We start from the raw sequence: 20,579 nt of genomic DNA, 5'->3' as shown, positions 1-20,579 counted from the left end.
GCCCTTTCTAGCTTGCCTTGGCGAGCTCGTCGTCCTCAGGCGAGTTCAGATAGATCCCTGACATGGTGTCGACCCAGCACAGATGGTCGTGCACCTTCTTCACGCCCTCGACATTTTCCGCTGCGACCATCGCGGCCTGCCGGGTGCGCTCTTCGGTGATGACGCCGCTGAGGTGAACGATGCCGTCACGGACGATGACGTTCAGCCCGAACGGGCACCAGTCGTTCTTCTCCATGGTCTCGATGATGCGGCTGCGAATGTGATCGTCATCTGCCGTCGGATCCGGCACTTCGCGGGCGAGCCCCGCCACGGCCTGCAGCAGGTTGGCGCGGGAGACGATCCCGACGACCTTGTCGCCGCGCACCACCGGCAACCGCTTGACGTTGTTGCGCTCCATGAGCTCGACGATCTCGGCGAGCGCCGTATCTTCCGTGATTGTCACGACCGTGTCGGTCATCACCTCGGCGACCTTGCGGCCGTGCTCGTGGACGAAATCGCTGGCGGATTTGCCCGGACCGAGGATGAACCGCAGCCAGCGTCCGCGCTTGCGCCCGGTGCCGATCTCACTGCGGCGGATGAAATCGCCTTCGGAGACGACACCGACCAGCTTGCCTGTTTCGTCGACCACCGTGAGGCCGCTGACATGCCGCTTCAGCATGATATTGGCCGCCTCCACGATGCTGGTGTCGGGGGAGACCGAAATGACCGACCGGGTCATGATCTGATGGGCGCGCATGGATAACTCCGCTGGCTTGTTGAATGTCGATGCACGAAAACTAGCTCGGGTATCGAGGTGCGGCTTGACCCAGGTCAATCGGACGACGCCCTTTCATCCCGATTAAGCAGACGTGATCTGCGTCCCGGATTTGATGCAGCTCAACCCGCACGCGAAGGCTGGCCATATCCTGTCAATGAACAGAGCCGACAGGAAATTGAGCCATGAGCGTCGTGCGGATACTTCCACGGGCCGAGGAGCCGGCAGTACAGGCTCTTCCCGTCAATCTCATCGTTGGCCCCGAAGGCCGGACGGTGAGCGCTGAAAAGCCCGTGCCGATGCCGGCTGCCGCCGATCTCTTGCCTGTATCAGAGCCATATCCCTTCGACCGCGCGTTTCACGCCCTACTGGCACGGTTCACGGGCGGAATTTCACCTCTGTCCTTGTCGCTTGCCTGGCTCGACTGGAGCTCGCATCTCGCTGCGGCGCCGCAGCGCCAGATGGAGATCTCCCGCAACATCCTGCGCGACACCGGCCGGCTGGCGCAAGCCGCCGCGCATGCAGCGTCGCCGCAGCAAAAGCCGTGGTCCGTGATCCAACCGCAGGGGCGGGATCGCCGTTTCAGTGGACCACAATGGGAGACCCCGCCGTTCAATCTACTCGCGCAGGCATTTCTGCTCACAGAGAGCTGGTGGCGCGATGCCGCGACGGGCGTGCGCGGCGTCTCGCACGCAAACGAAGCCATCGTCGAGTTCTCGATGCGCCAGATGCTCGACATGCTGGCACCGTCGAATTTCGCGGCAACCAATCCGAAGGTCCTGGAGAAGGCGTTCCAGAGCGGCGGGGAGAATTTCGTCTTCGGCTGGCAGAACTGGTGCAGCGACTTGATGCGCCTGCTCTCCAGCTCGAAGCTGACGGACGACGGGCAGTTCGTGGTCGGCAAGACGGTGGCAGCTTCCGCCGGCAAGGTCGTCTACCGCAACGACCTGATCGAACTGATTCAGTACCATCCGACCCCCGCGCAGGTGCGCCCCGAGCCGATCCTGATCGTGCCGGCCTGGATCATGAAGTATTATATCCTCGATCTCTCGCCGCAGAACTCGCTGGTCAATTATCTGACCAATCAAGGTTTCACCGTGTTCGCGATCTCCTGGCGCAATCCGGATGCCCGGGATCGGGATATCGCCTTTGACGACTACCGCAAGCTGGGCGTCATGGCTGCGCTGGACATGATCGGCCTGATTATGCCGGGGCGGAAGATTCATGCGCTCGGCTATTGTCTCGGCGGTACGTTGCTGTCGATCGCCGCCGCGGCGATGGAACGCGACGGCGACAACCGTCTCGGCACCGTCACTCTTCTTGCGGCCCAGACCGATTTTACTGAGGCCGGAGAGCTGACGCTTTTCATCAACGAGAGCCAGGTCGCCTTTCTCGAAGACATGATGTGGCAGCGAGGCTATCTCGACACGGCGCAGATGGCCGGTGCTTTCCAGCTGTTGCGCTCCAACGAATTGATCTGGTCGCGTTTGTCGCACGATTATCTGATGGGCGAGGGCGCGCCGCCGAGCGATCTCATGGCCTGGAACGCCGACGCCACGCGGCTGCCCTATCGCATGCACTCGGAGTATCTGCGCAAGCTGTTTCTGGACAACGATCTGGCGGAGGGTCGCTATCGCGTCGAACGCAGGAGTGTCTCGCTATCCGACATTCACACCCCGATGTTCGTGGTCGGCACGCTGGCCGATCACGTCGCGCCGTGGCGATCCGTCTACAAGATCCACTACCAGGTCGATGCCGACGTGACGTTCCTGTTGACCAGCGGCGGTCACAACGCTGGCGTCGTCGCGCCTCCGCAGGAGGAGGGCCACTTCTATCAGGTGCTGACCAAGGCTGCCGATGCGCCCTATGTTGGTGCAGACGAGTGGCTGAAGCTGGCTCCCCATGTTGAAGGCTCGTGGTGGCCGGAATGGACCAATTGGCTGGGGGCGCGCTCCGGCGCGCCCTGTGATCCCCCGCAGATCGGGGTTGGAGGCGCTCCAGGTCTGCCCGATGCGCCGGGGGACTACGTCCACACCTAAGCCTCCGGCTCCGAACTCGGCGCGAGATCCGAGGACCGGAACGGTTTGGTCTTGTCCAATTTGCGGTAGGCCGCCGAGGCCTTCCGCAACAGCTTCTTCTCCCGCTTGCGATTGAGGAAGCGTTTGCCGGCTTCGAGGCCGGCGCCGTTCAACGACGCCGCCAATGCTTGTCCTCGTGCGTCGTCGTTCAATTGTCCGAGCGACCGCTGCGCCTTGCGCAATTTCTTGAGGATGGACTTCTGCTTCGTCAATGACTCCTCGGCGAACAGGTCCTGCAGCGACTCGACCGAATAAGTCATCCGCTTGTTGAGAAGTCGTACCTTGTGGCGCTTGTCGACGTCGAGCTTGCGGAGCTTGCGCGCCTTCTTGAGCAGCGTCGTCTCCCAGTCGGTCAGCCGTTCCGTCGCGTGGTCAGCGAGCGTGCAGCGGCGCAATCGGATGGCTTCCTTGCTGCGCCGGGTCGACCAGGGACCGCTCTCGATCCAGCTCGAGGTCTGCTCCACGAGGCGGCGATACCGCGCCGATTGCAGTGCGCGCGCCAGCTGGCGGTGACTCTCGGCGCGCTTTTCGTCCCAGTGTTGAAGCTCGGCGACCACGGCGAGCTCGTCGCCGCTCTCGGCGACGACCCGCTCGATCGCCACGTCGAGGTCGCGCACCATGCCGAGCTGATTGTTCAGCCATTTCAGTTCGGCCCAGACATTCGGCCGCAGAGCGTCGTCGACCATCGGCGAGAAGAAGCGGATGGCCGTCCGCAGATGCGTCAATGCGATGCGGATCTGGTGCAGCGCGTCGGGATCGCCGCGGCAGGTACCGTCATGCTGGGCGAGGACGGCATCGAGGTGGCGGCGCGCGATGATCCGGAACGCTGTATCGCAGGCCATGCCGGGACTGAGACGGCCGGGCAGCGCATTGCGCCGCGCCGCCGGAGTGGCGCGAGCGGCCGTCGAGATTGTGCTAGGTCGTGCCATCTTTGCCAGCGCCAATCAGATTGCCCTGTTTGCCTTCAGCGATCGCATTCCAGCAGTGCTGGAGCGTCTGCTCTTGTGACCCGGATGCATCGATGGCCCCCCAACCGATGCGGCCGATATTATAGTGCTCTTGCAGCGCGGCAACCTCTTGCGTGGCGTCCGATGCGTCGCCCTCTCGGCTTCCGATCCGCCTCTGCCGGGTCGCGAGGTCCGCAACCAGAAACAGCCCGTTCAGCGGCACGCCGCACTCGCGCGCCAGCGCGGAAACCGCGTTCCGTTCGTCCTCGCGGGCGAATACGCCGTCGATGATCGCCGAATGGCCTTGCGCCAGCACCCGCCGGGCGTGCTGGGCCAGCGTGCCGTAGACGCGGGCCGCATGCTCCGGCGTGTAGGCGGACGGCGGCAGGCGCTGCGTATCCTCGACCCCGAACATCCGCTTGCGCACGATATCGCTGCGCAGCACGACAGCCCCGGGCGGCGGCGCGATGCCGGGCGCCAGCGCTTGCGCCAGAACCGTTTTGCCGGTGCCTGATAGTCCACCAACGGCAATCAGGCGCGGGGCCGACGGATGGATCAGTGTCCTGGCGAGGCCAAAATATCGTTGTGCCTGCCCGAGAATGCCGGGGTCGTCGGAGTGCGGCGGCCTCATCCGTGCCAGGGCCACCTGGGCGCGGATCGCCGCCCGGACGGACATGAACAGCGGCAGGGCCGAGAGTGCGTCGAGATTGTCGGCCGGCGTCGCGGCGAGATAGCGGTTCAAGACGATGTTGGCCGCGCGTGGCTGTTCGTGGTGCAACAGGTCCATCAGCGTGAAGGCGAGATCGTAGAGTACGTCGACGGTTGCCATCTGTGCATCGAACTCGATGGCGTCGAACAGCACGGGCCGGTCGTCGATCAGAACGATGTTTGCAAGGTGTAAATCGCCGTGGCAGCGGCGCACGAAGCCCTGATGGCCGCGCTCCGTGAGCAGGGGACGAATACGTCGAAATGCCTCCTGCGAGGCCTTGCCTAGCTTTTCGACGTCGTCAGCGTTGAAATACCCGCCAGCCCGCAGTCCGTCACTGTTGCCCTCAATCAGCGCCGGGATCGATGAGACCCATGCCGTTCCGTCGGCGCAAGTCGCCGCCGCGTGCGAAGCCACGATCGCGTCGGCGGCTGCCGAGGCGAGCTTCGCATCCAGCGGGCCGCCCTTGGCCAGATGATCCAGTGTTCTGCTTTCGTCGAAGCGCGACATGTCCACCGCATACTCGATCGGCCGGCCCCGACCGCCGACTTGCACGGATCCATCCGGCTCTTCCGTGATCGCCACGACGCGATGATAGATCTGCGGCGCCAGCGGCCGGTTGATCCTGATTTCCTCCTCGCACGCCAGCTTGCGCTTTTCCAACGTCGAATAATCGAGGAAGGGAAACCGCACGGCGCGCTTGATCTTCAACGCGCGCTTCCCGTCGAGGAACACCGACGCTCCATGCGTGTCGATCCGCGTCACCCCGGAATGGCTGGTCAGCGTCCGGAAGATCCGCTCCTGGGCCGCCATTTCATCTTTCATGGAAACGGGCATCCGAAAGCACCATCAGGGCGTCAGCACGGCCGTGCCGAGAATCTGACCCGCCCGCAGCATGGTCAGAACTTCATTGGCCTGCTCGAGGGGAAATGCGGTCGTTTCGGCGCGCACGCCGGCTTGTGGAGCGATCTTGAGAAAATCGAGGCCATCCTGCCGGGTCAGATTGGCCACCGAGATAAGCTGGCGTTCCTGCCAGAGCAGATCATACGGAAAGCTTGGAATGTCGGTCATGTGGATCCCGGCGCATACGACGCGACCGCCTTTGCGTACGGCGCGCAGCGCGGCCGGGACAAGCTGGCCGGCCGGCGCGTAGATGATGGCGGCATCGAGCGGCTCGTCAGGCTCCTCGTCCGATGCCCCCGCCCACACGGCGCCGAGGCGACGTGCAAGATCCTGCGCTGCGGCGTCGCCACGCCGCGTGAATGCGTAGACGGATCGTCCCTGCCAGACCGCGACTTGCGCAATGATGTGGCCGGCCGCGCCGAAACCATAGAGGCGGAGCCGGTCGGCCGGGCCGGCTAGCACCAGCGAGCGCCAGCCAATCAGTCCCGCGCATAGCAGAGGAGCAATCTCCACGTCGTTGCCGGCCTCCCCGAGGGGAAAAGCGTAGCGTGCGTCAGCGATGGTGTGGGTCGCGTAGCCGCCGTCGCGCGTGTAGCCGGTGAACAGCGGTGCGTCACACAGGTTCTCCATGCCCTCCCGGCAGAAGCGACAATGTCCGCAGGTGAAGCCGAGCCAGGGAATACCGACGCGATCACCGGGCGCATGCGTTGCCACATTCGGGCCCACGAGATCGACCCGGCCGACGATCTCGTGGCCAGGCACGATCGGATAACGGATATCGGGCAGTTCGGCATCGACGAGGTGAAGATCGGTCCGGCATACGCCGCAGGCGCCGATTTTCACCCGCAGCTGACCCGCGCCGGGTATCGGGTCAGGCCGCTCCTCCATCTGGAGCCGCGTTCGCGGGGCCGGCAACACCATCGCACGCATGAGTCTCTCCGGGGCGAACCGCTCCGACTGAAGTTATTCATAGAGTAGCAGAGCGACCAGTCCTTGACGTCGGTCAACGCGAGTTCCCGGTCGAGCGGACCGGGTTCCCTTGGCTTGACGAGGATCAACTGTCTCGATGAAAGCCAGCCTATTGTGGCGGCCAAGGAGAATCCCGATGCCCATCAAGGATGTCTTTCTGCCGCTTGTCGGCCAGCCGCATGGGCCGGCCTTGGTTGCGATCGAAAAATGTGTGAGCGTCGCCGCCGACCTCGGCGCCAGGATCACGGCGCTCGCGCTCGAGGAGGAGGTTTTCGAGCGACCGAAAGTGATGCTGCTCGACGATCGCGATTCGGCTGATGTCGGCAGGTCGCGTGAGACGAACGATCTGCAGCAGCTCCTGAACGCATTCACCAATGCGGCGTCCCGCGCCAACATTCGCGCCCAGAGCCGAACGGGCAAGGTGCCGGCAGACCAGATCGCAGCGATTCTGGCCGAGCACGCCCGTTTCAGCGATCTCACGCTGCTTCCCGTGAAGCCGCACGACAGCCGAACGGAGCGCATTGTCGAAGCCTTCCTGTTCGGATCCGGCCGGCCGCTGCTGCTCTGTCCGGAACATCTTGCGGACGAGCTTCTGCCCGAATTCGAGAACGTCATGATCGCCTGGGATCACTCCGCGCGTGCGGCGCGAGCGGTGGGCGATGCGTTGCCGTTTCTTCAGGCTGCCAGCTCGGTCCGAGTGTTGACCGTGGCGGAGGACAAGACGGATGCGGTCGTACAATCCGGAACGGCTCTCGTCGACCACCTGCGGGAACACGGGGTCTATGCCGCGTTCGAAACCACCGAAAGCCGCGGCAGCTCGGTCGGCAAGATCTTGGCAAGCTGGGCGAAATCCCATGGCATTGATGCCATCGTGATGGGGGCCTACCATCATTCGCGCCTGAACGAGATCGTCTGGGGCGGTGTGACAAAGACCGTCATTGGCCAGCCACCGTGCTGGGTTATGATCTCACACTAGGCTCTCTACTTTCAGGCCTGATCGTCAACCATCGGAACCGCCACGGACCCGGCGCATTTGCTTTCATGTCCACCTATCGTCTGAACAACCTGCTGTCTCCGCGTTCGGTCGCGCTCGTTGGGGCGAGCGCCCGTCCGGCCTCCGTGGGGCGCGCCGTCCTGGACAACATTCGTAAGGCCGAATTCAAGGGGCAGTTCGGCCTGGTCAACCCGCGGCATGCCGAGATTGGTGGCTTCGCAGCGGTGAAGCACCTGGACAGGCTGGACTTCGTGCCCGAGCTCGTCGTCATCACTGCTCCGGCAGGCGAGATTCCAGGAATTATCGACCAGGCCGGCCGTCGCGGCTCCGCGGGCGCCCTGATAGTGTCGGCCGGGCTCGGCCAGGGGCCGGGATCTCTGCACGAGGCCGCGAGCACGGCTGCCCGCAAATACGGCATGCGGCTGATCGGACCGAACTGCCTCGGGATCATGATACCCGGCGTGAGCCTCAATGCCAGCTTCGCCGCGCATATGCCGGGGGCGGGCAACCTCGCACTGATCTCGCAATCGGGTGCGATCGCGGCCGGCATGGTCGACTGGGCTGCGCAGCGTGGCGTCGGCTTCTCCGGCATCGTCTCGATCGGCGATCAGATCGACGTCGATATTGCCGATTTACTTGACCATTTCGCCATGGATCACAAAACGCGGGCGATCCTGCTCTATATCGAGTCCATCAAGGACGCGCGCAAGTTCATGTCGGCAGCGCGTGCCGCCGCGCGCGTGAAGCCTGTCGTCGTGGTGAAGTCCGGCCGCATGGCGCAGGGCGCGAAGGCAGCGGCCACCCATACCGGCGCGCTCGCTGGTGCCGACGCCGTCTACGACGCCGCATTCCGCCGGGCGGGTGTGCTGCGGGTGTCAGATCTGCGCGAGCTGTTCGATTGTGCCGAGACGCTTGGGCGCGTTGAATCCCCGGCCGGAAAGCGTCTCGCCATCCTGACCAACGGTGGCGGCATCGGAGTCCTCGCAGTCGATCGATTGGTCGAACTCGGCGGAATTCCGGCAACCATCTCGGCCGAAGTGCGCAAGAAGCTCGATGCCGCACTGCCGCCGACCTGGTCCGGTGCAAATCCCGTCGACATCGTGGGCGACGCCGACGCCCCGCGCTACGCGGCGGCGCTGCAGGAACTGCTCGCCGATCGCGACAACGACGCGGTCCTGGTCCTCAACGTGCAGACAGCCATTGCCTCTGCGGCCGATATCGCCACCACCGTGACGGAGCTTGTCGGCAAATATCGCGAGCAGCACCACCGATGGGCCAAGCCGGTGCTGGCGGCTTGGGTCGGGGCCGATCAGCCCATCATTCAGGCACTTTCCGGTGCCGGCATGCCGAACTATCCGACTGAGGATGATGCGGTGCGCGGCTTCATGCATCTGGTCCGGCACCGCGAAGTGGTGGAGGAGCTGAGCCAGGTTCCCCCCGCGATGCCCGATACTTTCGTTCCGGACGCCCAGGGGGCAAGGGAGATCGTTCCCGCCGCGATCGCGGATGGCCGCCAATGGCTCGAGCCGGTCGAGATCAAGCATCTGCTCGAAGCCTACGACATCGCGATGGTGCCGACCTATGCGGCAACCGACGTCGAGCAGGCGGTGACCTATGCGAAGGACATTTTCGCACAGGGCGGCACCGTCGTGCTGAAGATCCTGTCGCGGGATATCATCCACAAATCCGATGTCGGCGGCGTTATGCTCAATCTGACGACGCCGGAGGCCGTGCGGGCGGCGGCTTCCGACATTCTCGCGCGGGCAAGAAAGCTGCGGCCCGAGGCTCGCATCGGCGGTGTCATCGTCCAGGCCATGGTGGTCAAGGCGAAAGCGCGCGAGCTGATCCTGGGCCTCGCCGACGATCCCACTTTCGGCACCGTCGTGGTGTTCGGCCGTGGCGGCACGGCGGTGGAGATCATCAACGACAAAGCGCTTGCGCTGCCGCCGCTGGATTTGCAGCTCGCCCGCGATTTGATCGACCGCACGCGTGTATCGCGGCTGCTGAAGGCCTATCGGGATGTGCCCGCGGTCAAGCAAGACGCGGTGGCCATGGTGCTGGTCAAGCTGGCGCAGATGGCCGCCGATATTCCGGAAATCCACGAATTCGACATCAATCCGCTGCTGGCGGACGAAACCGGCGTGACCGCGGTCGACGCCCGCGTTGCGGTCGGGCCGCCGCAACGGAAGTTTGTCGGCTCCGGCCCGGCCAATTTCGCGGTTCGCGCCTATCCATCGCAATGGGAGCGCCGCCTCAAGATCAAGGATGACTGGCGTATCTTCGTGCGGCCCATGCGCCCCGAGGACGAGCCGACCATCCACGAATTCCTGCGTCATGTCACCCCGCACGATCTTCGCCTGCGCTTCTTCGCGCCGATGAAGGAGTTTACCCACGAGTTCATCGCGCGCCTGACCCAGCTCGACTATGCGCGGGCGATGGCCTTCATCGCGTTCGACGAGGCCTCCGGCGAAATGGTTGGCGTGGTCCGGCTGCATTCGGATTCGGTCTATGAGCGCGGCGAATACGCCATCCTGCTGCGGTCCGATCTCAAGGGCAGGGGGCTCGGCTTGGCCCTCATGCAGCTCATCATCAACTACGCCAAGTCGGAAGGGCTGAAAGTCATATCGGGCGACGTTCTGAAGGAGAATACGGTGATGCTCGAACTGTGCCGGCACCTCGGCTTCGAGGTCAAGCCGGATTCGACCGAGCCTGATATCTGCGATGTCAGGTTGAAGCTCTGAGCGCGTCCGCTAGAGCATGATCCGGAAAAGTGCGAAGCGGTTTTCCGCAAAGATAGAGATCATGCGCAAACAACGACCTAAAGCGCGATGACGATTCACCCAGTCTCATCGGGCTTTAGGGGCGCGCTTCGGCCGAGCTTGCCGCGGCGGATGTCTTGGCGGATGTCTTGGCCGCCGTCCGCAAATTCTTGACGATGATCGCGATCAACGGCACCAGCACCGGCACGATCGTACTGAGCGGATGATGCACCGCGCCCGACACCTCGGCCTGGAGCGCGCGTGCCTCGAGCTGAAGTGCTTCGATGGAGGAATCGTGAATTTCGTTGGCGAGCTCGATGTCACGGCCTGACGGAGCGCGGCCGGCAATCAGAAAGAGAGTGGCCGCGATGGCAAAATTGACGGCGCCGAGAATGGCCGCCGCGGCGATTGCACTCCAGATCTGCACCAGCGCGAAATAGGCCGATAGTTCCAGCATCAGAAGCCCGAACGCTGCGATCAGGGCCGCAAAGGCGCGCAAGCCGAGGCCGACCAGCAGATGGCGCAGCCTGATGTCCGCGATGATTCTGTCGGTGCGCCACAGCACGCGCAGGTGTTTGACGATGTTCTCGGTATTCACCTAGTGTCTCCTCAGCATGAAGCCGACGACCACGCCGAGCGCGAAGGCGGAGGCGAGTGATGTGATCGGACGGTCCGCAATGAGCCCCTGAAGCTGCTCCTGCTCTTCCTCGACAGTCTCGCCGAGCTCGGTCAGCGCGGCCCGAATCTGACCAGCGAGCGCCTCGGCGCGGTCTTTCGAGCTCTCGAACGCCTCCTCGCCGGCGGTGCTCAGCAAGCGCGTGACGTCGACCTTCAGTGCGTGCAGTTCTTCGCTCATGCTGTCACTGTCGAACATGGATATATCCCCATTGAACAAAAACAAGCCTAGGACCCGCGCGCGCGATCGCGCTTGATTTGCGTCAATCCGCGGCATGGTCCAGGGTTTTGAGACAGGTCAAGCCGGCCGCCATATGCCGGCCTAGAAATACCGAATGAATGGGGGCCAATTGCCCCGATGAGGTGGAAGCGTGAACCACGAACCGCTGTTGCTCGCGACGCCGTCCGGCGACGTGCTGAACTTGCGCCCCGAAGGGCCCTGGACCGCCGCGAATGTGGTAACGTTGGAAAACTTGTCCCGGTCGGTCGGAGCCGACGTCGATCGGTCGCGTGTCGTCACGCTGGACATGTCGGGCGTCAGTGCGCTCGACACGCTCGGCGCCTGGGTGCTGGAGAAACTGTCGCGCAGGGCCGCGTCGTCGGGCAGATCGGCTGAATTCGTCGGCGTCGCCGATCACTTCAGCGGGCTGATGGATGAGGTGCGCCAGGTCAACCGCCACACACACGCGCCGACGGTTGCGCCCAATCCGATTCTGGCAAGGCTCGGCGATCTCGGCAAGTCCACGCTCGGTGCGCGGGAGGACATCACGATCTTCCTCCAGATGCTCGGCGCATTGTTCATGGCCATAGTCGGCGTGCTGCGCCGGCCAGCTTCGCTGCGGCTGACCTCGCTGGTGTATCAGCTCTACCGCATCGGATGGCAGGCGATCCCCATCGTCGCGCTGATCACCTTCCTGATCGGCGCCATCATCGCGCAGCAGGGCTTCTTCCATTTCCGCAGATTCGGCGCGGAGTCCTACACTGTCGACATGGTCGGCATCCTGGTGCTGCGTGAACTCGGCGTGCTGATCGTCGCCATCATGGTCGCCGGTCGGTCGGGAAGCGCCTACACGGCCGAGCTCGGCTCGATGAAGATGCGCGAGGAGATCGATGCGCTCTCGACCATGGGGCTCGATCCCGTCGACGTCTTGATCCTGCCGCGCGTCGCGGCCCTGGTCATTGCGCTGCCGATCCTCACCTTCATCGGCTCGATTGCCGCGCTCTATGGCGGCGGGCTCGTCGCGCAGTTCTATGGCGACATGGGGCCGGCGATCTACATCGCGCGGCTGCACGAGGCAATCTCCGTCACGCATTTCGAGGTGGGCATCCTGAAGGCGCCGTTCATGGCGCTGGTGATCGGGATCGTGGCCTGCAGCGAGGGACTGCGCGTCAAGGGCAGCGCGGAGTCGCTCGGGCGGCAGACCACGACGTCGGTGGTGAAGTCGATATTCCTGGTGATCGTGCTTGACGGCCTGTTCGCGGTCTTCTTTGCCTCGATCGGAATGTGACGATGGACGTATCGCAGGACCAGTTCGCGATTCGCGTCCGCAACCTCGTGGTCGGCTTCGGTCGCCAGACCGTGCTCGACCATCTGTCGCTCGACGTCCGCCGAGGCGAGATCCTCGGGCTGGTGGGGGCGTCCGGCGGCGGCAAGTCGGTGCTGATGCGGACCATCATCGGCCTCATCCCGCGTCGGAGCGGGACCATCGAGGTCATGGGGCAACCGACCGGCGGTCACGGTCGAGGCGCGGCCACGACGTGGGGCATCCTGTTCCAGCAGGGCGCATTGTTCTCCTCGCTGACGGTCCGCCAGAACGTGCAGTTTCCCTTGCGCGAAAATCTGGTCCTGTCGCAGGAGCTGATGGACGAGATCGCGATCGCCAAACTCGAAATGGTGGGCTTGCGTGCCGAGGACGCCGACAAATATCCAGCGGAGCTGTCCGGCGGCATGACCAAGCGCGTGGCGCTGGCGCGCGCGCTCGCACTTGATCCGCCGATCTTGTTCCTGGACGAGCCGACCTCGGGCCTCGATCCGATTGCCGCCGGCGATTTCGATGTGCTGATCAAGACGCTGCAAAAGACGCTGGGGCTGACCGTGTTCATGGTGACCCACGATCTTGCGAGCCTGACCACGGTCTGCGACCGCGTCGCCGCGCTCGCCGACGGCCAGATCGTGGCGATCGGCCCGATGCGCGAATTGCTGCAATCCGAACATCCCTGGGTGCGCGCCTATTTCCACGGCAAGCGCTCGCAGATGCTGCAACACGAGATGAGATGAGACATGGAAACCCGCGCTCCCTACGTGCTGATCGGCAGTTTCGTGCTGGCCGCGATCCTTGCGGTGTTCGGCTTCGTCTATTGGCTGAACAACACCGGCGGGATCGGGCCGCGCACGAACTACCACGTGCAATTCCAGGGCCCGGTGCCGGGCTTGCTGGTCGGCGCCGGCGTGCTGTTCAATGGCATTCGTGTCGGTGAGGTAACCCAGCTCGGGCTCGCGCCGGACAACCCGCGCTTCGTTAATGCGACGATTTCCGTTGCGACGGCCACGCCGGTCCGTTCCGATACCAAGGTCGGTCTCGAATTCCAGGGCCTGACCGGCGTGCCGGTGGTGACGCTCGAGGGCGGTATGGTCGTCGCCAAATCCGGCGAGCCGCTGACCTTGATCGCTGAGGCCGGCGCCGGTCAGAGCATGACGCAGGCGGCGCGCGATGCGCTGCGGCGGGGCGATACGGTGCTGCAGGACAATTCCGGCCCGCTCAAGGACACCATCGCGAACTTCAAGACCTTCTCCGACGGGCTCGCGCGCAACACCGGCAAGATCGATGGCATTCTGGCCGGTCTGGAGAAGATGACCGGCGGCGGCGCTCCTGCGCAAAAGGTCACCTACGACCTGCACGCGCCGCAAAATCTCGGCCCCGCCGGCAAGACGCTCTCCACGTCACTGGCCATTCCCGAGCCGAGCGCGGTTGCAATGCTGCAGACCCAGCGCATGCTGTTCGCGCCCGTCGGGGACAGGCCGGGCTTTGCCGACTTCCTCTGGGCCGATAGCATTCCGAAACTGATGCAGGCGCGCTTGATCGACAGTTTCGAGAATTACGACATCGCTCACGCCCCGCTGCGCACGAGCGATCTCGGTCAAGCGGATTACCAGCTCCTGATCGACATCAGGCGCTTTCGGATCGCGACGGAGGGGGAAGCAAAGGTCGAGATCGGACTGTCGGCCCGGATCGTCGACAAGGCCGGCAAGGTGGTGGCCTCGCGCCTGGTCGAGACCAGCGAAAAGCTCGACAAGGTCGAACCAGCCGCTTCGGTCGCGGCCTTCGACGCGGCTTTCGCGCGCATCGTCAAGGAGCTGATCGGGTGGACCGTGCAGGCGGTATGACGCCGTCTATTCCAGCGTCTTCAGGTAGGACAGCAGGTCGTGGATCTGGTCCGGACTGAGCTCGAAGGCCGGCATGTCGGCGTGACCAGTGTAGATCCCTTCGGCCAGCGCTTCACCAAGGGTCTCGATCGGATAACGCAGATGCAGAGTGCGGAGCGGGGGAGCGCCCTCCAGCGAGCTGCGGGAGGCCCGGTCGATCGCGTGACAGCGTGCGCAATTGGCCCGAGCAAAGGCCTTGCCGCGTTGTTCGGCGCTGGGGGCCGCCAGTGCGGGCGTAATCAGAAGCAGCCCAATCAGGCCGTGACGCAGGGCGCCTTGCAGCATGGAAAGTGATCCCGTCGAAGTCCGGAGGCAGAATATGATGGGGATGCCACTCAAATTTGATCTGAGTCAATTGGCTTTGGCGCGGTGCAGTAAAATGCAGCCGCGTGGCGGACTCGGCCGGGGGGCGGAGCTGGACCGACGCTAGGAGCGGTGGATGAAGCCTTCCGTGGTCACGATCGAGCCGAACGGGCACTTCTGCAACGATTGCGCCGTACGCGGAGCGGCGGTTTGCTCGTCGCTGGATGCAGCCGAGCTCAGAGAGTTCGAGCATCTCGGACGTCGCGTTCGTTTCGACGTTGGCGAGACCGTGTTCTCAGAGGAGGACATCACGACCTCCTTCTACAACGTCCTCGAAGGCGTCATGCGGCTGTACAAGCTGCTGCCCGACGGCCGGCGGCAGATCGTCGGCTTTGCCTTGCCCGGCGATTTCCTGGGGATGAACCTTTCCGGCCGGCACAATTTTTCGGCCGATGCAATCGGCGTGGTGATCGTGTGCCAGTTCGCCAAGGCGCCCTTCGGCCGTTTCATCGAAGACCGGCCGCAGCTGCTCAAGCGGATCAACGAGCTGGCCATTCGCGAGTTGGGCCAGGCACGGGACCATATGGTCCTGCTCGGCCGCCGCTCGGCTGACGAGAAAGTCGCGACCTTCTTGCTCGGCTGGCGTGAACGGCTGGTCGCGCTCAAGGGGTTGTCCGACACGGTCCCGCTTCCGATGAGCCGTCAGGACATCGCTGACTATCTCGGTCTGACCATCGAAACCGTCAGCCGCACCTTCACCAAACTGGAGCGTCACGGCGTGATCGAGATCATTCATGGCGGCATCAGCCTGCTCGATCCTGCCCGCGCCGAGGCGTTGGCCGCAGCCTGAGCTTCCGTCCGCAGTGCCTTGCCGTTTTTGATCTCGATCAATGACGCCGTCCGGCTGCAGCAAATAATGCCACGAACTATTGGGAGGAGCATGATGCCTGCGGACGCGTTGCTGGTGACTGTTGTCGTCGTTGCGATCTTCGTCGCATTCGCCGCTGCTCTCGTCTGGGCGGATCGGCAAACCAGCGCAGGTCGGCTCGATCCGGATTCCAAAGGCTGAAGTCTTCGAGGCCTTAGCACGTTCAGACAAACCGACGGCGGACGCTCATCCCGGCGGCCGCCGTACGTTAGCGTCTCAACGCAACATGACTTGCGATGCCTGCAACTCTGCATCGTGCGAAACCTATCGGCGCATCCTTTGGATGCGGATTCCCGGCTCGACCGCGGCTTTTTCGCGGCATTTGCCTTAAATCGCGGGCGTGCTTTCCGGTTGAAAACCCTGGTAACGTTGACTACGCAGGAACTTCAGTGCCTCGCAGTCTTAGGAGCCCCGCGGCGTGCCTCAGGACAAGACCGGCGACCCCCGACAGTCGGCGGGCAACAAACTATCGGTCCTGCGCAAGCACCCGATCTTCGCGGATCTGGAGCCGGAGGCGCTCGATCAGCTCTGCCGCTACGCCAAGCACACCACCGTCAAGCGCGGCGCGACGATCGCCGCCAAGGGCGATCCCGGCAACAATCTGTTCGCGGTGATCTCCGGGACGGTCAAGATCTCCTCCTCCTCGCCGGATGGGCGGAACGCCATTCTCAACCTGATCGGTCCCGGAGAGATATTCGGAGAGATCGCGGTGCTCGACGGCGCGCCGAGGTCGGCCGATGCGACCGCCAACACCAATTGCGAGCTCTACGTCATCGATCGCCGGGACTTCCTGCCGTTCGTGAAGAGCCAGCCGGCGCTGGCGATGAAGTTCATCGAGCTGCTCTGTGCGCGCCTGCGCTGGACCAGCCAGCAGGTCGAGCAGGTGATCCTGCAAAATCTGCCGGGCCGGCTCGCGAGCGCGCTGCTCGGTCTCACGGAGGAGCGCAAGCTCGACTCCGGGAGCGGCACGCTCGCCATCACTCAGCAGGAGATCAGCGAGATGGTCGGAATGACGCGCGAGAGCATCAACAAGCAATTGCGCGCCTGGGCCGGCCGCAACTGGGTTCGTCTCGAGCACGGCGCCATCGTCGTGCTGGATATCGACGCGCTGCGCGAACTCGCCGAGAGCGGTCTCGACGGCGCGTGACCTCCGTTGCAACGATCAGCCTGATCTTATCACGCTCTAGCTATCGATGATGGCGACCGCGCGGGTCCAGCCCGCCGAGGCACGTTCGATCTTCACCGGGAAGCACGAGACCGTGAACCCGGTCGAGGGCAACTGGTCGAGACTATGCAACTTCTCGAGATGGCAGTAGCCGATGTGCCGTCCCGCCTTGTGACCCTCCCAGATCAGGCCGGCATTCTTCGTTTCTGCATATCTCTTCGCTGTGTAGACAAACGGCGCATCCCAGCTCCAGCCGTCGGTGCCGGTCAGCCGCACGCCGCGTTCGAGCAGGTACATAGTGGCTTCATAGCCCATACCGCAGCCGGAATTGACGTAGTCGGCCTTGCCGAACTTCGCGCCGGCGCTGGTGTTGACGACGACGATCTCCAGCGGCGAAAGCGTGTGCCCGATGCGCTTCAGCTCCTTCTCGACGTCCTCGGCGCCCGCCACGTAGCCGTCCGGCAGATGCCGGAAGTCGAGCTTCACGCCGGGCTGAAAGCACCATTCCAGCGGGACCTCGTCGATCGTCCATGACCGTTCGCCGCGGTTCATGGTCGGATGGAAATGCCAGGGCGCATCGAGATGCGTGCCGTTATGGGTCGAGAGCGTGACCTGTTCGACGGCCCAGCCCTGTCCATCAGGCAGATCCTGCGCCTTGAGCCCATCGAAGAATTGCAGCATGCGGGGCAGGCCCTGCTGGTGATCGATATACTGGATGGTCGGATGGTTGCCCGGCGGATCGGCCGTCACGTCGTTTTTGAGCGGCACCGAGATATCGATCAGCTTCCGCGGCATGGGCATTCCTTCGAGATGGTCCGCTGTCTCGGATATCTTGCGGGGCTTCCATTGGCCGCGTCAAGTAACGTGCCGGCGACGCAAGCGGTCCCGCCGCCTTCCACAACGATACGAATTGGGGCAAATTGATCGATGCAACTGTTGCATCGATCAATGCCGGATTTGGCTTGGACAGAGAATGCCGCCCGCCCTAGGGACGACATTGGCGCTTGACTGCACACCTGGAGTGGAGCGACCCAAGGCGGCTGCAGCCTGCCCGACAACGACATAATCAACCCCGGAGGAACGCCCAGATGAAGACACTCACCGGTATCGTCACAGCCGTCGCGTTGGCGCTCTCGGCGCCCCTGGCGACCGCTCGCGACTTCCGCTCCGCCGACGTCCATCCTGCCGATTATCCGACCGTCGAGGCCGTCAAGTTCATGGGCAAGCAGCTCGCGACGGCGAGCGGCGGTAAGCTCGGCGTCAAGGTGTTTCCCAACGGAGCCCTGGGCTCGGAGAAGGACACCATCGAGCAGCTCAAGATCGGTGCGCTCGACATGATGCGGATCAACGCATCGCCGCTCAACAATTTCGTGCCGGAAACCATTGCTTTGTGCCTGCCCTTCGTGTTCCGCGATACGCAGCATATGCGCACCGTGCTTGACGGTCCGATCGGCGACGAGATCCTGGCGGCGATGGAGCCCGCCGGCCTGGTCGGCCTCGCCTATTACGACAGCGGCGCACGCTCGATCTACACCGTCAAGGCACCGGTCAAGTCGCTCGCGGATCTCAAGGGCCTGAAGATCCGCGTCCAGCAGTCCGACCTGTGGGTCGGCATGATCCAGAGCCTCGGCGCCAACCCGACGCCGATGCCGTATGGCGAGGTCTATACCGCGCTCAAGACCGGCCTGGTGGATGCTGCCGAGAACAACTGGCCCTCCTACGAATCGTCGCGCCATTTCGAGGCCGCCAAGTTCTACAACATCACCGAGCACTCCCTGGCACCCGAAGTCCTCGTGATGTCCAAGAAGGTCTGGGACACGCTGAGCAAGGAGGATCAGGCGATGATCCGCAAGGCGGCCAAGGAGTCCGTGCCGGTCATGCGCAAGCTCTGGGACGAGCGTGAGCAGGCCTCCCGCAAGACCGTCGAAGCCGCCGGCGTGCAGGTCGTCACGATCGCCAACAAGGCTGAGTTTGTCGATGCGATGAAGCCGGTATATCAGAAGTTCGCCGGCGACGAGAAGCTGCAGAGCCTCGTCAAGCGCATCCAGGACGTCAAGTAAGCCTATTATCGCATCGGGGCCGGTGTTGCCGCGGAGGCGACACCGGATCCGCGCAGGGAGCTGCGGGAATGACAGACCCACACGTCGCAAGTCACGAGCAGGGTGACACGGCAGCACGTCCGTCGACAGGCTTGCTGACGCGGATCAACGCCCCCGTTGCGCGCGCCGGCATGTATCTGTCCGTGACCGGACTGCTCGTCATCGTCGTCATCGTATTCTATCAGGTGTTCGGACGTTACGTGCTCAATTCCAGTCCGACCTGGACGGAGAACCTCGCACTGGTTCTGATCCTGTATGTCACGCTGATCGGCGCCGCCGTCGGCGTGCGCGATGCCGGACATATCGGCATGGACAGTCTGCTGGTGATGCTTCCCGACCACGCGCGCGAGAAGATCGAGCTCGCGATCCACGTCCTGGTCGCCGTGTTCGGCATCGCGATGGCCTATAATGGCTGGATACTGGGAGCGTCGGTCGGAACCGTGAAGATCCCCAATCTCGGGCTGCCTGAGGTCGTCCGCTACGTGCCGCTGATCGCCTCCGGCGTCCTGATCGTCTCTTTTTCAATCGAGCACATCATTGCTCTCCTGCGCCGCGAAGAGGTCGTCCCCTCATGGAGTTGATCATCCTCGGCGCCACCTTCTTCGGCTTCCTGATCCTCGGCGTCCCCGTTGCCTTTGCCATCGGCCTCTCGGCGATCTGCACAATTCTCTATGAGGGGCTGCCGGTCGCCGTCATCTTCCAGCAGATGATGTCGGGGATGAATATCTTCTCCTTCCTCGCGATTCCATTCTTCGTCTTCAGCGGCGAGCTGATGCTGCATGGCGGCGTCGCCGACAAGATCGTGCAACTCGCCAAGAATCTCGTCGGGCACATCCGCGGCGGGCTCGGCATGTCGAACGTGGTCGCCTGCACCCTGTTCGGTGGCGTCTCCGGCTCGCCCGTGGCCGACGTATCGGCGATGGGCGCGGTGATGATCCCGATGATGAAGAAGGAAGGCTTCGACACCGACTACGCCGTCAACGTCACCACCCACGCGTCGCTTGTGGGAGCCTTGATGCCGACCAGTCACAACATGATCATCTATGCGCTCGCCGCCGGCGGCAAGGTCTCGATCGGCGCGCTGATTGCTGCCGGCCTTCTGCCGGCGATCGTGCTGATGGTGTGCATGCTGGTCGCCGCTTACGCCGTCGCGGTGAAGCGCGGCTACCCGGCCGGCAAGTTTCCTGGCTGGACCGAGGTTTTTCGTTCGTTCGCGGCCGCGCTGCCCGGTCTTCTGATCGTCGGCATCATCCTGGCCGGCATCCTGTCCGGCGTCTTCACGGCAACTGAATCTGCAGCCGTCGCAGTCACCTACACGATGCTGCTGACGTTCTTCATCTACCGCACCATGACCTGGAACAACTTCCTGCGCGCCGCCGCCAAGGCGGTGAAGACGACAGGCGTTGTCCTGCTGCTGATCGGCGTCTCCACCATGTTCCAATATCTGATGGGACTTTACGAGGTTGCCGACCTCGCCGGCGAAATGATGAGCAAGGTGTCGACGCAACCCTGGATGATCTTCTTGCTCATCAACGTCATCCTGTTCGTGCTCGGCACGTTCATGGACATGGCTGCGACCATCCTGATCTGCACGCCGATCTTCCTGCCGATCGCGATGAAGGCGGGCATGGACCCGGTGCAGTTCGGCATGCTGATGCTGATCAACTGCGCCCTCGGGCTGAACCCCCCGCCGGTCGGAACTACGCAGTTCGTGGGCTGCGCCATCGGCGGCATCTCGGTGGGCGCGGTGATGCGCACCATCCTGCCGTTCTACGCTGCGCTGATCGCAGCTCTGATGTTCGTGACCTACGTCCCCGCGTTCTCGCTGTGGCTGCCGCGCCTGTTGATGGGCTACAAGGGATAGCGGCAATACAG

20 protein-coding genes are annotated in these 20,579 nt (G+C 63.6%); 12 read left to right on the top strand and 8 right to left on the bottom strand.

Translation table 11 applies throughout. The annotated features are described in order from the left end of the window. Window positions 1-7: 7 nt before the first annotated feature. Window positions 8-736: a CBS domain-containing protein gene (locus tag X268_RS22255; protein ID WP_128926906.1), complete on the bottom strand. Its 729-nt coding sequence runs from the start codon at window positions 734-736 to the stop codon at window positions 8-10. A 203-nt stretch (window positions 737-939) separates the two neighbouring features. Here X268_RS22255 and X268_RS22250 point away from each other — a divergent pair, with 203 nt between their 5' ends. Continuing rightward, entirely contained in the window at window positions 940-2,793 is a 1,854-nt protein-coding gene (locus tag X268_RS22250) for a PHA/PHB synthase family protein (RefSeq protein WP_128926905.1), read from the top strand. On the opposite strand, the gene X268_RS22245 is transcribed toward X268_RS22250, so the two are convergent. Genes X268_RS22245 through X268_RS22235 form a run of 3 tightly spaced genes read right to left on the bottom strand, consistent with a single transcriptional unit; the run spans window position 2,790 to window position 6,318 of the window. Then, window positions 2,790-3,761 (bottom strand): CHAD domain-containing protein, encoded by a 972-nt coding sequence (locus X268_RS22245; protein WP_128926904.1) that lies wholly within the window; start codon window positions 3,759-3,761, stop codon window positions 2,790-2,792. The two genes, X268_RS22250 and X268_RS22245, sit on opposite strands and share 4 nt — an antisense overlap. Then, complete coding sequence (locus X268_RS22240) at window positions 3,748-5,310, bottom strand: bifunctional aminoglycoside phosphotransferase/ATP-binding protein (protein WP_128929345.1); 1,563 nt, start codon at window positions 5,308-5,310, stop codon at window positions 3,748-3,750. The genes X268_RS22245 and X268_RS22240 overlap by 14 nt, the downstream gene beginning before the upstream one ends. A gap of 24 nt (window positions 5,311-5,334) precedes the next feature. Then, window positions 5,335-6,318 (bottom strand): zinc-dependent alcohol dehydrogenase family protein, encoded by a 984-nt coding sequence (locus X268_RS22235; RefSeq protein WP_128926903.1) that lies wholly within the window; start codon window positions 6,316-6,318, stop codon window positions 5,335-5,337. Between the two features lie 175 nt (window positions 6,319-6,493). On the opposite strand from X268_RS22235, the gene X268_RS22230 reads away from it, so the two are divergent. Together X268_RS22230 and X268_RS22225 are read left to right on the top strand one after the other, a co-directional pair. Next, window positions 6,494-7,333, top strand: coding sequence for a universal stress protein (locus X268_RS22230; protein WP_128926902.1), 840 nt, complete (start codon window positions 6,494-6,496; stop codon window positions 7,331-7,333). Between the two features lie 65 nt (window positions 7,334-7,398). Continuing rightward, window positions 7,399-10,092 (top strand): bifunctional acetate--CoA ligase family protein/GNAT family N-acetyltransferase, encoded by a 2,694-nt coding sequence (locus X268_RS22225; RefSeq protein WP_128926901.1) that lies wholly within the window; start codon window positions 7,399-7,401, stop codon window positions 10,090-10,092. 115 nt (window positions 10,093-10,207) lie between these two features. Here the strand turns inward: X268_RS22225 and X268_RS22220 are convergent, their stop codons facing one another. Both X268_RS22220 and X268_RS22215 read right to left on the bottom strand, forming a co-directional pair. Then, complete coding sequence (locus X268_RS22220; RefSeq protein ID WP_128926900.1) at window positions 10,208-10,708, bottom strand: phage holin family protein; 501 nt, start codon at window positions 10,706-10,708, stop codon at window positions 10,208-10,210. Next, window positions 10,709-10,984 carry a hypothetical protein gene (locus tag X268_RS22215; RefSeq protein WP_128926899.1) on the bottom strand — a complete coding sequence of 92 codons (276 nt, stop codon included), beginning with the start codon at window positions 10,982-10,984 and terminating at the stop codon, window positions 10,709-10,711. It lies immediately after the preceding gene. Window positions 10,985-11,156: 172 nt separating this feature from the next. On the opposite strand from X268_RS22215, the gene X268_RS22210 reads away from it, so the two are divergent. The 3 genes from X268_RS22210 to X268_RS22200 are packed head-to-tail and all read left to right on the top strand — an operon-like array spanning window position 11,157 to window position 14,170. After that, the gene (locus X268_RS22210) at window positions 11,157-12,293 is read left to right on the top strand and encodes an ABC transporter permease (RefSeq protein WP_128926898.1); all 1,137 of its coding nucleotides are present in this window, start codon (window positions 11,157-11,159) and stop codon (window positions 12,291-12,293) included. Window positions 12,294-12,295: 2 nt separating this feature from the next. Further along, window positions 12,296-13,063: an ABC transporter ATP-binding protein gene (locus X268_RS22205; RefSeq protein ID WP_164937861.1), complete on the top strand. Its 768-nt coding sequence runs from the start codon at window positions 12,296-12,298 to the stop codon at window positions 13,061-13,063. A gap of 3 nt (window positions 13,064-13,066) precedes the next feature. Next, a complete protein-coding gene (locus X268_RS22200) occupies window positions 13,067-14,170 on the top strand; it encodes an ABC-type transport auxiliary lipoprotein family protein (protein WP_128926896.1) in 1,104 nt (367 codons plus the stop codon). Between the two features lie 6 nt (window positions 14,171-14,176). On the opposite strand, the gene X268_RS22195 is transcribed toward X268_RS22200, so the two are convergent. Continuing rightward, window positions 14,177-14,494: a c-type cytochrome gene (locus X268_RS22195; RefSeq protein WP_128926895.1), complete on the bottom strand. Its 318-nt coding sequence runs from the start codon at window positions 14,492-14,494 to the stop codon at window positions 14,177-14,179. A gap of 154 nt (window positions 14,495-14,648) precedes the next feature. Here X268_RS22195 and X268_RS22190 point away from each other — a divergent pair, with 154 nt between their 5' ends. The 3 genes from X268_RS22190 (at window position 14,649) to X268_RS22185 (ending at window position 16,587) form a co-directional block, all read left to right on the top strand. Next, window positions 14,649-15,362: a helix-turn-helix domain-containing protein gene (locus tag X268_RS22190; RefSeq protein ID WP_128926894.1), complete on the top strand. Its 714-nt coding sequence runs from the start codon at window positions 14,649-14,651 to the stop codon at window positions 15,360-15,362. 90 nt (window positions 15,363-15,452) lie between these two features. Next, complete coding sequence (locus X268_RS40560) at window positions 15,453-15,581, top strand: hypothetical protein (protein ID WP_283818303.1); 129 nt, start codon at window positions 15,453-15,455, stop codon at window positions 15,579-15,581. Between the two features lie 277 nt (window positions 15,582-15,858). Further along, entirely contained in the window at window positions 15,859-16,587 is a 729-nt protein-coding gene (locus tag X268_RS22185; RefSeq protein WP_128926893.1) for a Crp/Fnr family transcriptional regulator, read from the top strand. 36 nt (window positions 16,588-16,623) lie between these two features. On the opposite strand, the gene X268_RS22180 is transcribed toward X268_RS22185, so the two are convergent. Then, window positions 16,624-17,400, bottom strand: coding sequence for a cyclase family protein (locus tag X268_RS22180; RefSeq protein ID WP_128926892.1), 777 nt, complete (start codon window positions 17,398-17,400; stop codon window positions 16,624-16,626). 293 nt (window positions 17,401-17,693) lie between these two features. Between X268_RS22180 and X268_RS22175 the strand changes: the two genes are divergently transcribed. The 3 genes from X268_RS22175 (at window position 17,694) to X268_RS22165 (ending at window position 20,568) form a co-directional block, all read left to right on the top strand. Beyond that, the gene (locus X268_RS22175; RefSeq protein ID WP_128926891.1) at window positions 17,694-18,665 is read left to right on the top strand and encodes a TRAP transporter substrate-binding protein; all 972 of its coding nucleotides are present in this window, start codon (window positions 17,694-17,696) and stop codon (window positions 18,663-18,665) included. Between the two features lie 68 nt (window positions 18,666-18,733). Beyond that, window positions 18,734-19,285, top strand: coding sequence for a TRAP transporter small permease (locus X268_RS22170; protein WP_128926890.1), 552 nt, complete (start codon window positions 18,734-18,736; stop codon window positions 19,283-19,285). Next, window positions 19,276-20,568: a TRAP transporter large permease gene (locus tag X268_RS22165; RefSeq protein ID WP_128926889.1), complete on the top strand. Its 1,293-nt coding sequence runs from the start codon at window positions 19,276-19,278 to the stop codon at window positions 20,566-20,568. Before X268_RS22170 ends, X268_RS22165 begins: the two co-directional genes overlap by 10 nt. The last annotated feature ends 11 nt before the right edge of the window (window positions 20,569-20,579 follow it).

Origin of the sequence: Bradyrhizobium guangxiense, from assembly GCF_004114915.1 — a bacterium.
GTDB lineage: Bacteria > Pseudomonadota > Alphaproteobacteria > Rhizobiales > Xanthobacteraceae > Bradyrhizobium > Bradyrhizobium guangxiense.
Note: the sequence above shows the minus strand (reverse complement) of the source record. Positions and strands in the feature narration are given on the sequence as shown.

Excerpts from the sequence above, each read along its gene's own strand:
- X268_RS22255 (WP_128926906.1), bottom strand. The coding sequence starts at position 736 with ATGCGCGCCCATCAGATCATGACCCGGTCGGTCATTTCGGTCTCCCCC.
- X268_RS22250 (WP_128926905.1), top strand. The coding sequence starts at position 940 with ATGAGCGTCGTGCGGATACTTCCACGGGCCGAGGAGCCGGCAGTACAG.
- X268_RS22245 (WP_128926904.1), bottom strand. The coding sequence starts at position 3,761 with ATGGCACGACCTAGCACAATCTCGACGGCCGCTCGCGCCACTCCGGCG.
- X268_RS22240 (WP_128929345.1), bottom strand. The coding sequence starts at position 5,310 with ATGAAAGATGAAATGGCGGCCCAGGAGCGGATCTTCCGGACGCTGACC.
- X268_RS22235 (WP_128926903.1), bottom strand. The coding sequence starts at position 6,318 with ATGCGTGCGATGGTGTTGCCGGCCCCGCGAACGCGGCTCCAGATGGAG.
- X268_RS22230 (WP_128926902.1), top strand. The coding sequence starts at position 6,494 with ATGCCCATCAAGGATGTCTTTCTGCCGCTTGTCGGCCAGCCGCATGGG.
- X268_RS22225 (WP_128926901.1), top strand. The coding sequence starts at position 7,399 with ATGTCCACCTATCGTCTGAACAACCTGCTGTCTCCGCGTTCGGTCGCG.
- X268_RS22215 (WP_128926899.1), bottom strand. The coding sequence starts at position 10,984 with ATGTTCGACAGTGACAGCATGAGCGAAGAACTGCACGCACTGAAGGTC.
- X268_RS22205 (WP_164937861.1), top strand. The coding sequence starts at position 12,296 with ATGGACGTATCGCAGGACCAGTTCGCGATTCGCGTCCGCAACCTCGTG.
- X268_RS22200 (WP_128926896.1), top strand. The coding sequence starts at position 13,067 with ATGGAAACCCGCGCTCCCTACGTGCTGATCGGCAGTTTCGTGCTGGCC.
- X268_RS22195 (WP_128926895.1), bottom strand. The coding sequence starts at position 14,494 with ATGCTGCAAGGCGCCCTGCGTCACGGCCTGATTGGGCTGCTTCTGATT.
- X268_RS22190 (WP_128926894.1), top strand. The coding sequence starts at position 14,649 with ATGAAGCCTTCCGTGGTCACGATCGAGCCGAACGGGCACTTCTGCAAC.
- X268_RS40560 (WP_283818303.1), top strand. The coding sequence starts at position 15,453 with ATGATGCCTGCGGACGCGTTGCTGGTGACTGTTGTCGTCGTTGCGATC.
- X268_RS22180 (WP_128926892.1), bottom strand. The coding sequence starts at position 17,400 with ATGCCGCGGAAGCTGATCGATATCTCGGTGCCGCTCAAAAACGACGTG.
- X268_RS22175 (WP_128926891.1), top strand. The coding sequence starts at position 17,694 with ATGAAGACACTCACCGGTATCGTCACAGCCGTCGCGTTGGCGCTCTCG.
- X268_RS22170 (WP_128926890.1), top strand. The coding sequence starts at position 18,734 with ATGACAGACCCACACGTCGCAAGTCACGAGCAGGGTGACACGGCAGCA.
- X268_RS22165 (WP_128926889.1), top strand. The coding sequence starts at position 19,276 with ATGGAGTTGATCATCCTCGGCGCCACCTTCTTCGGCTTCCTGATCCTC.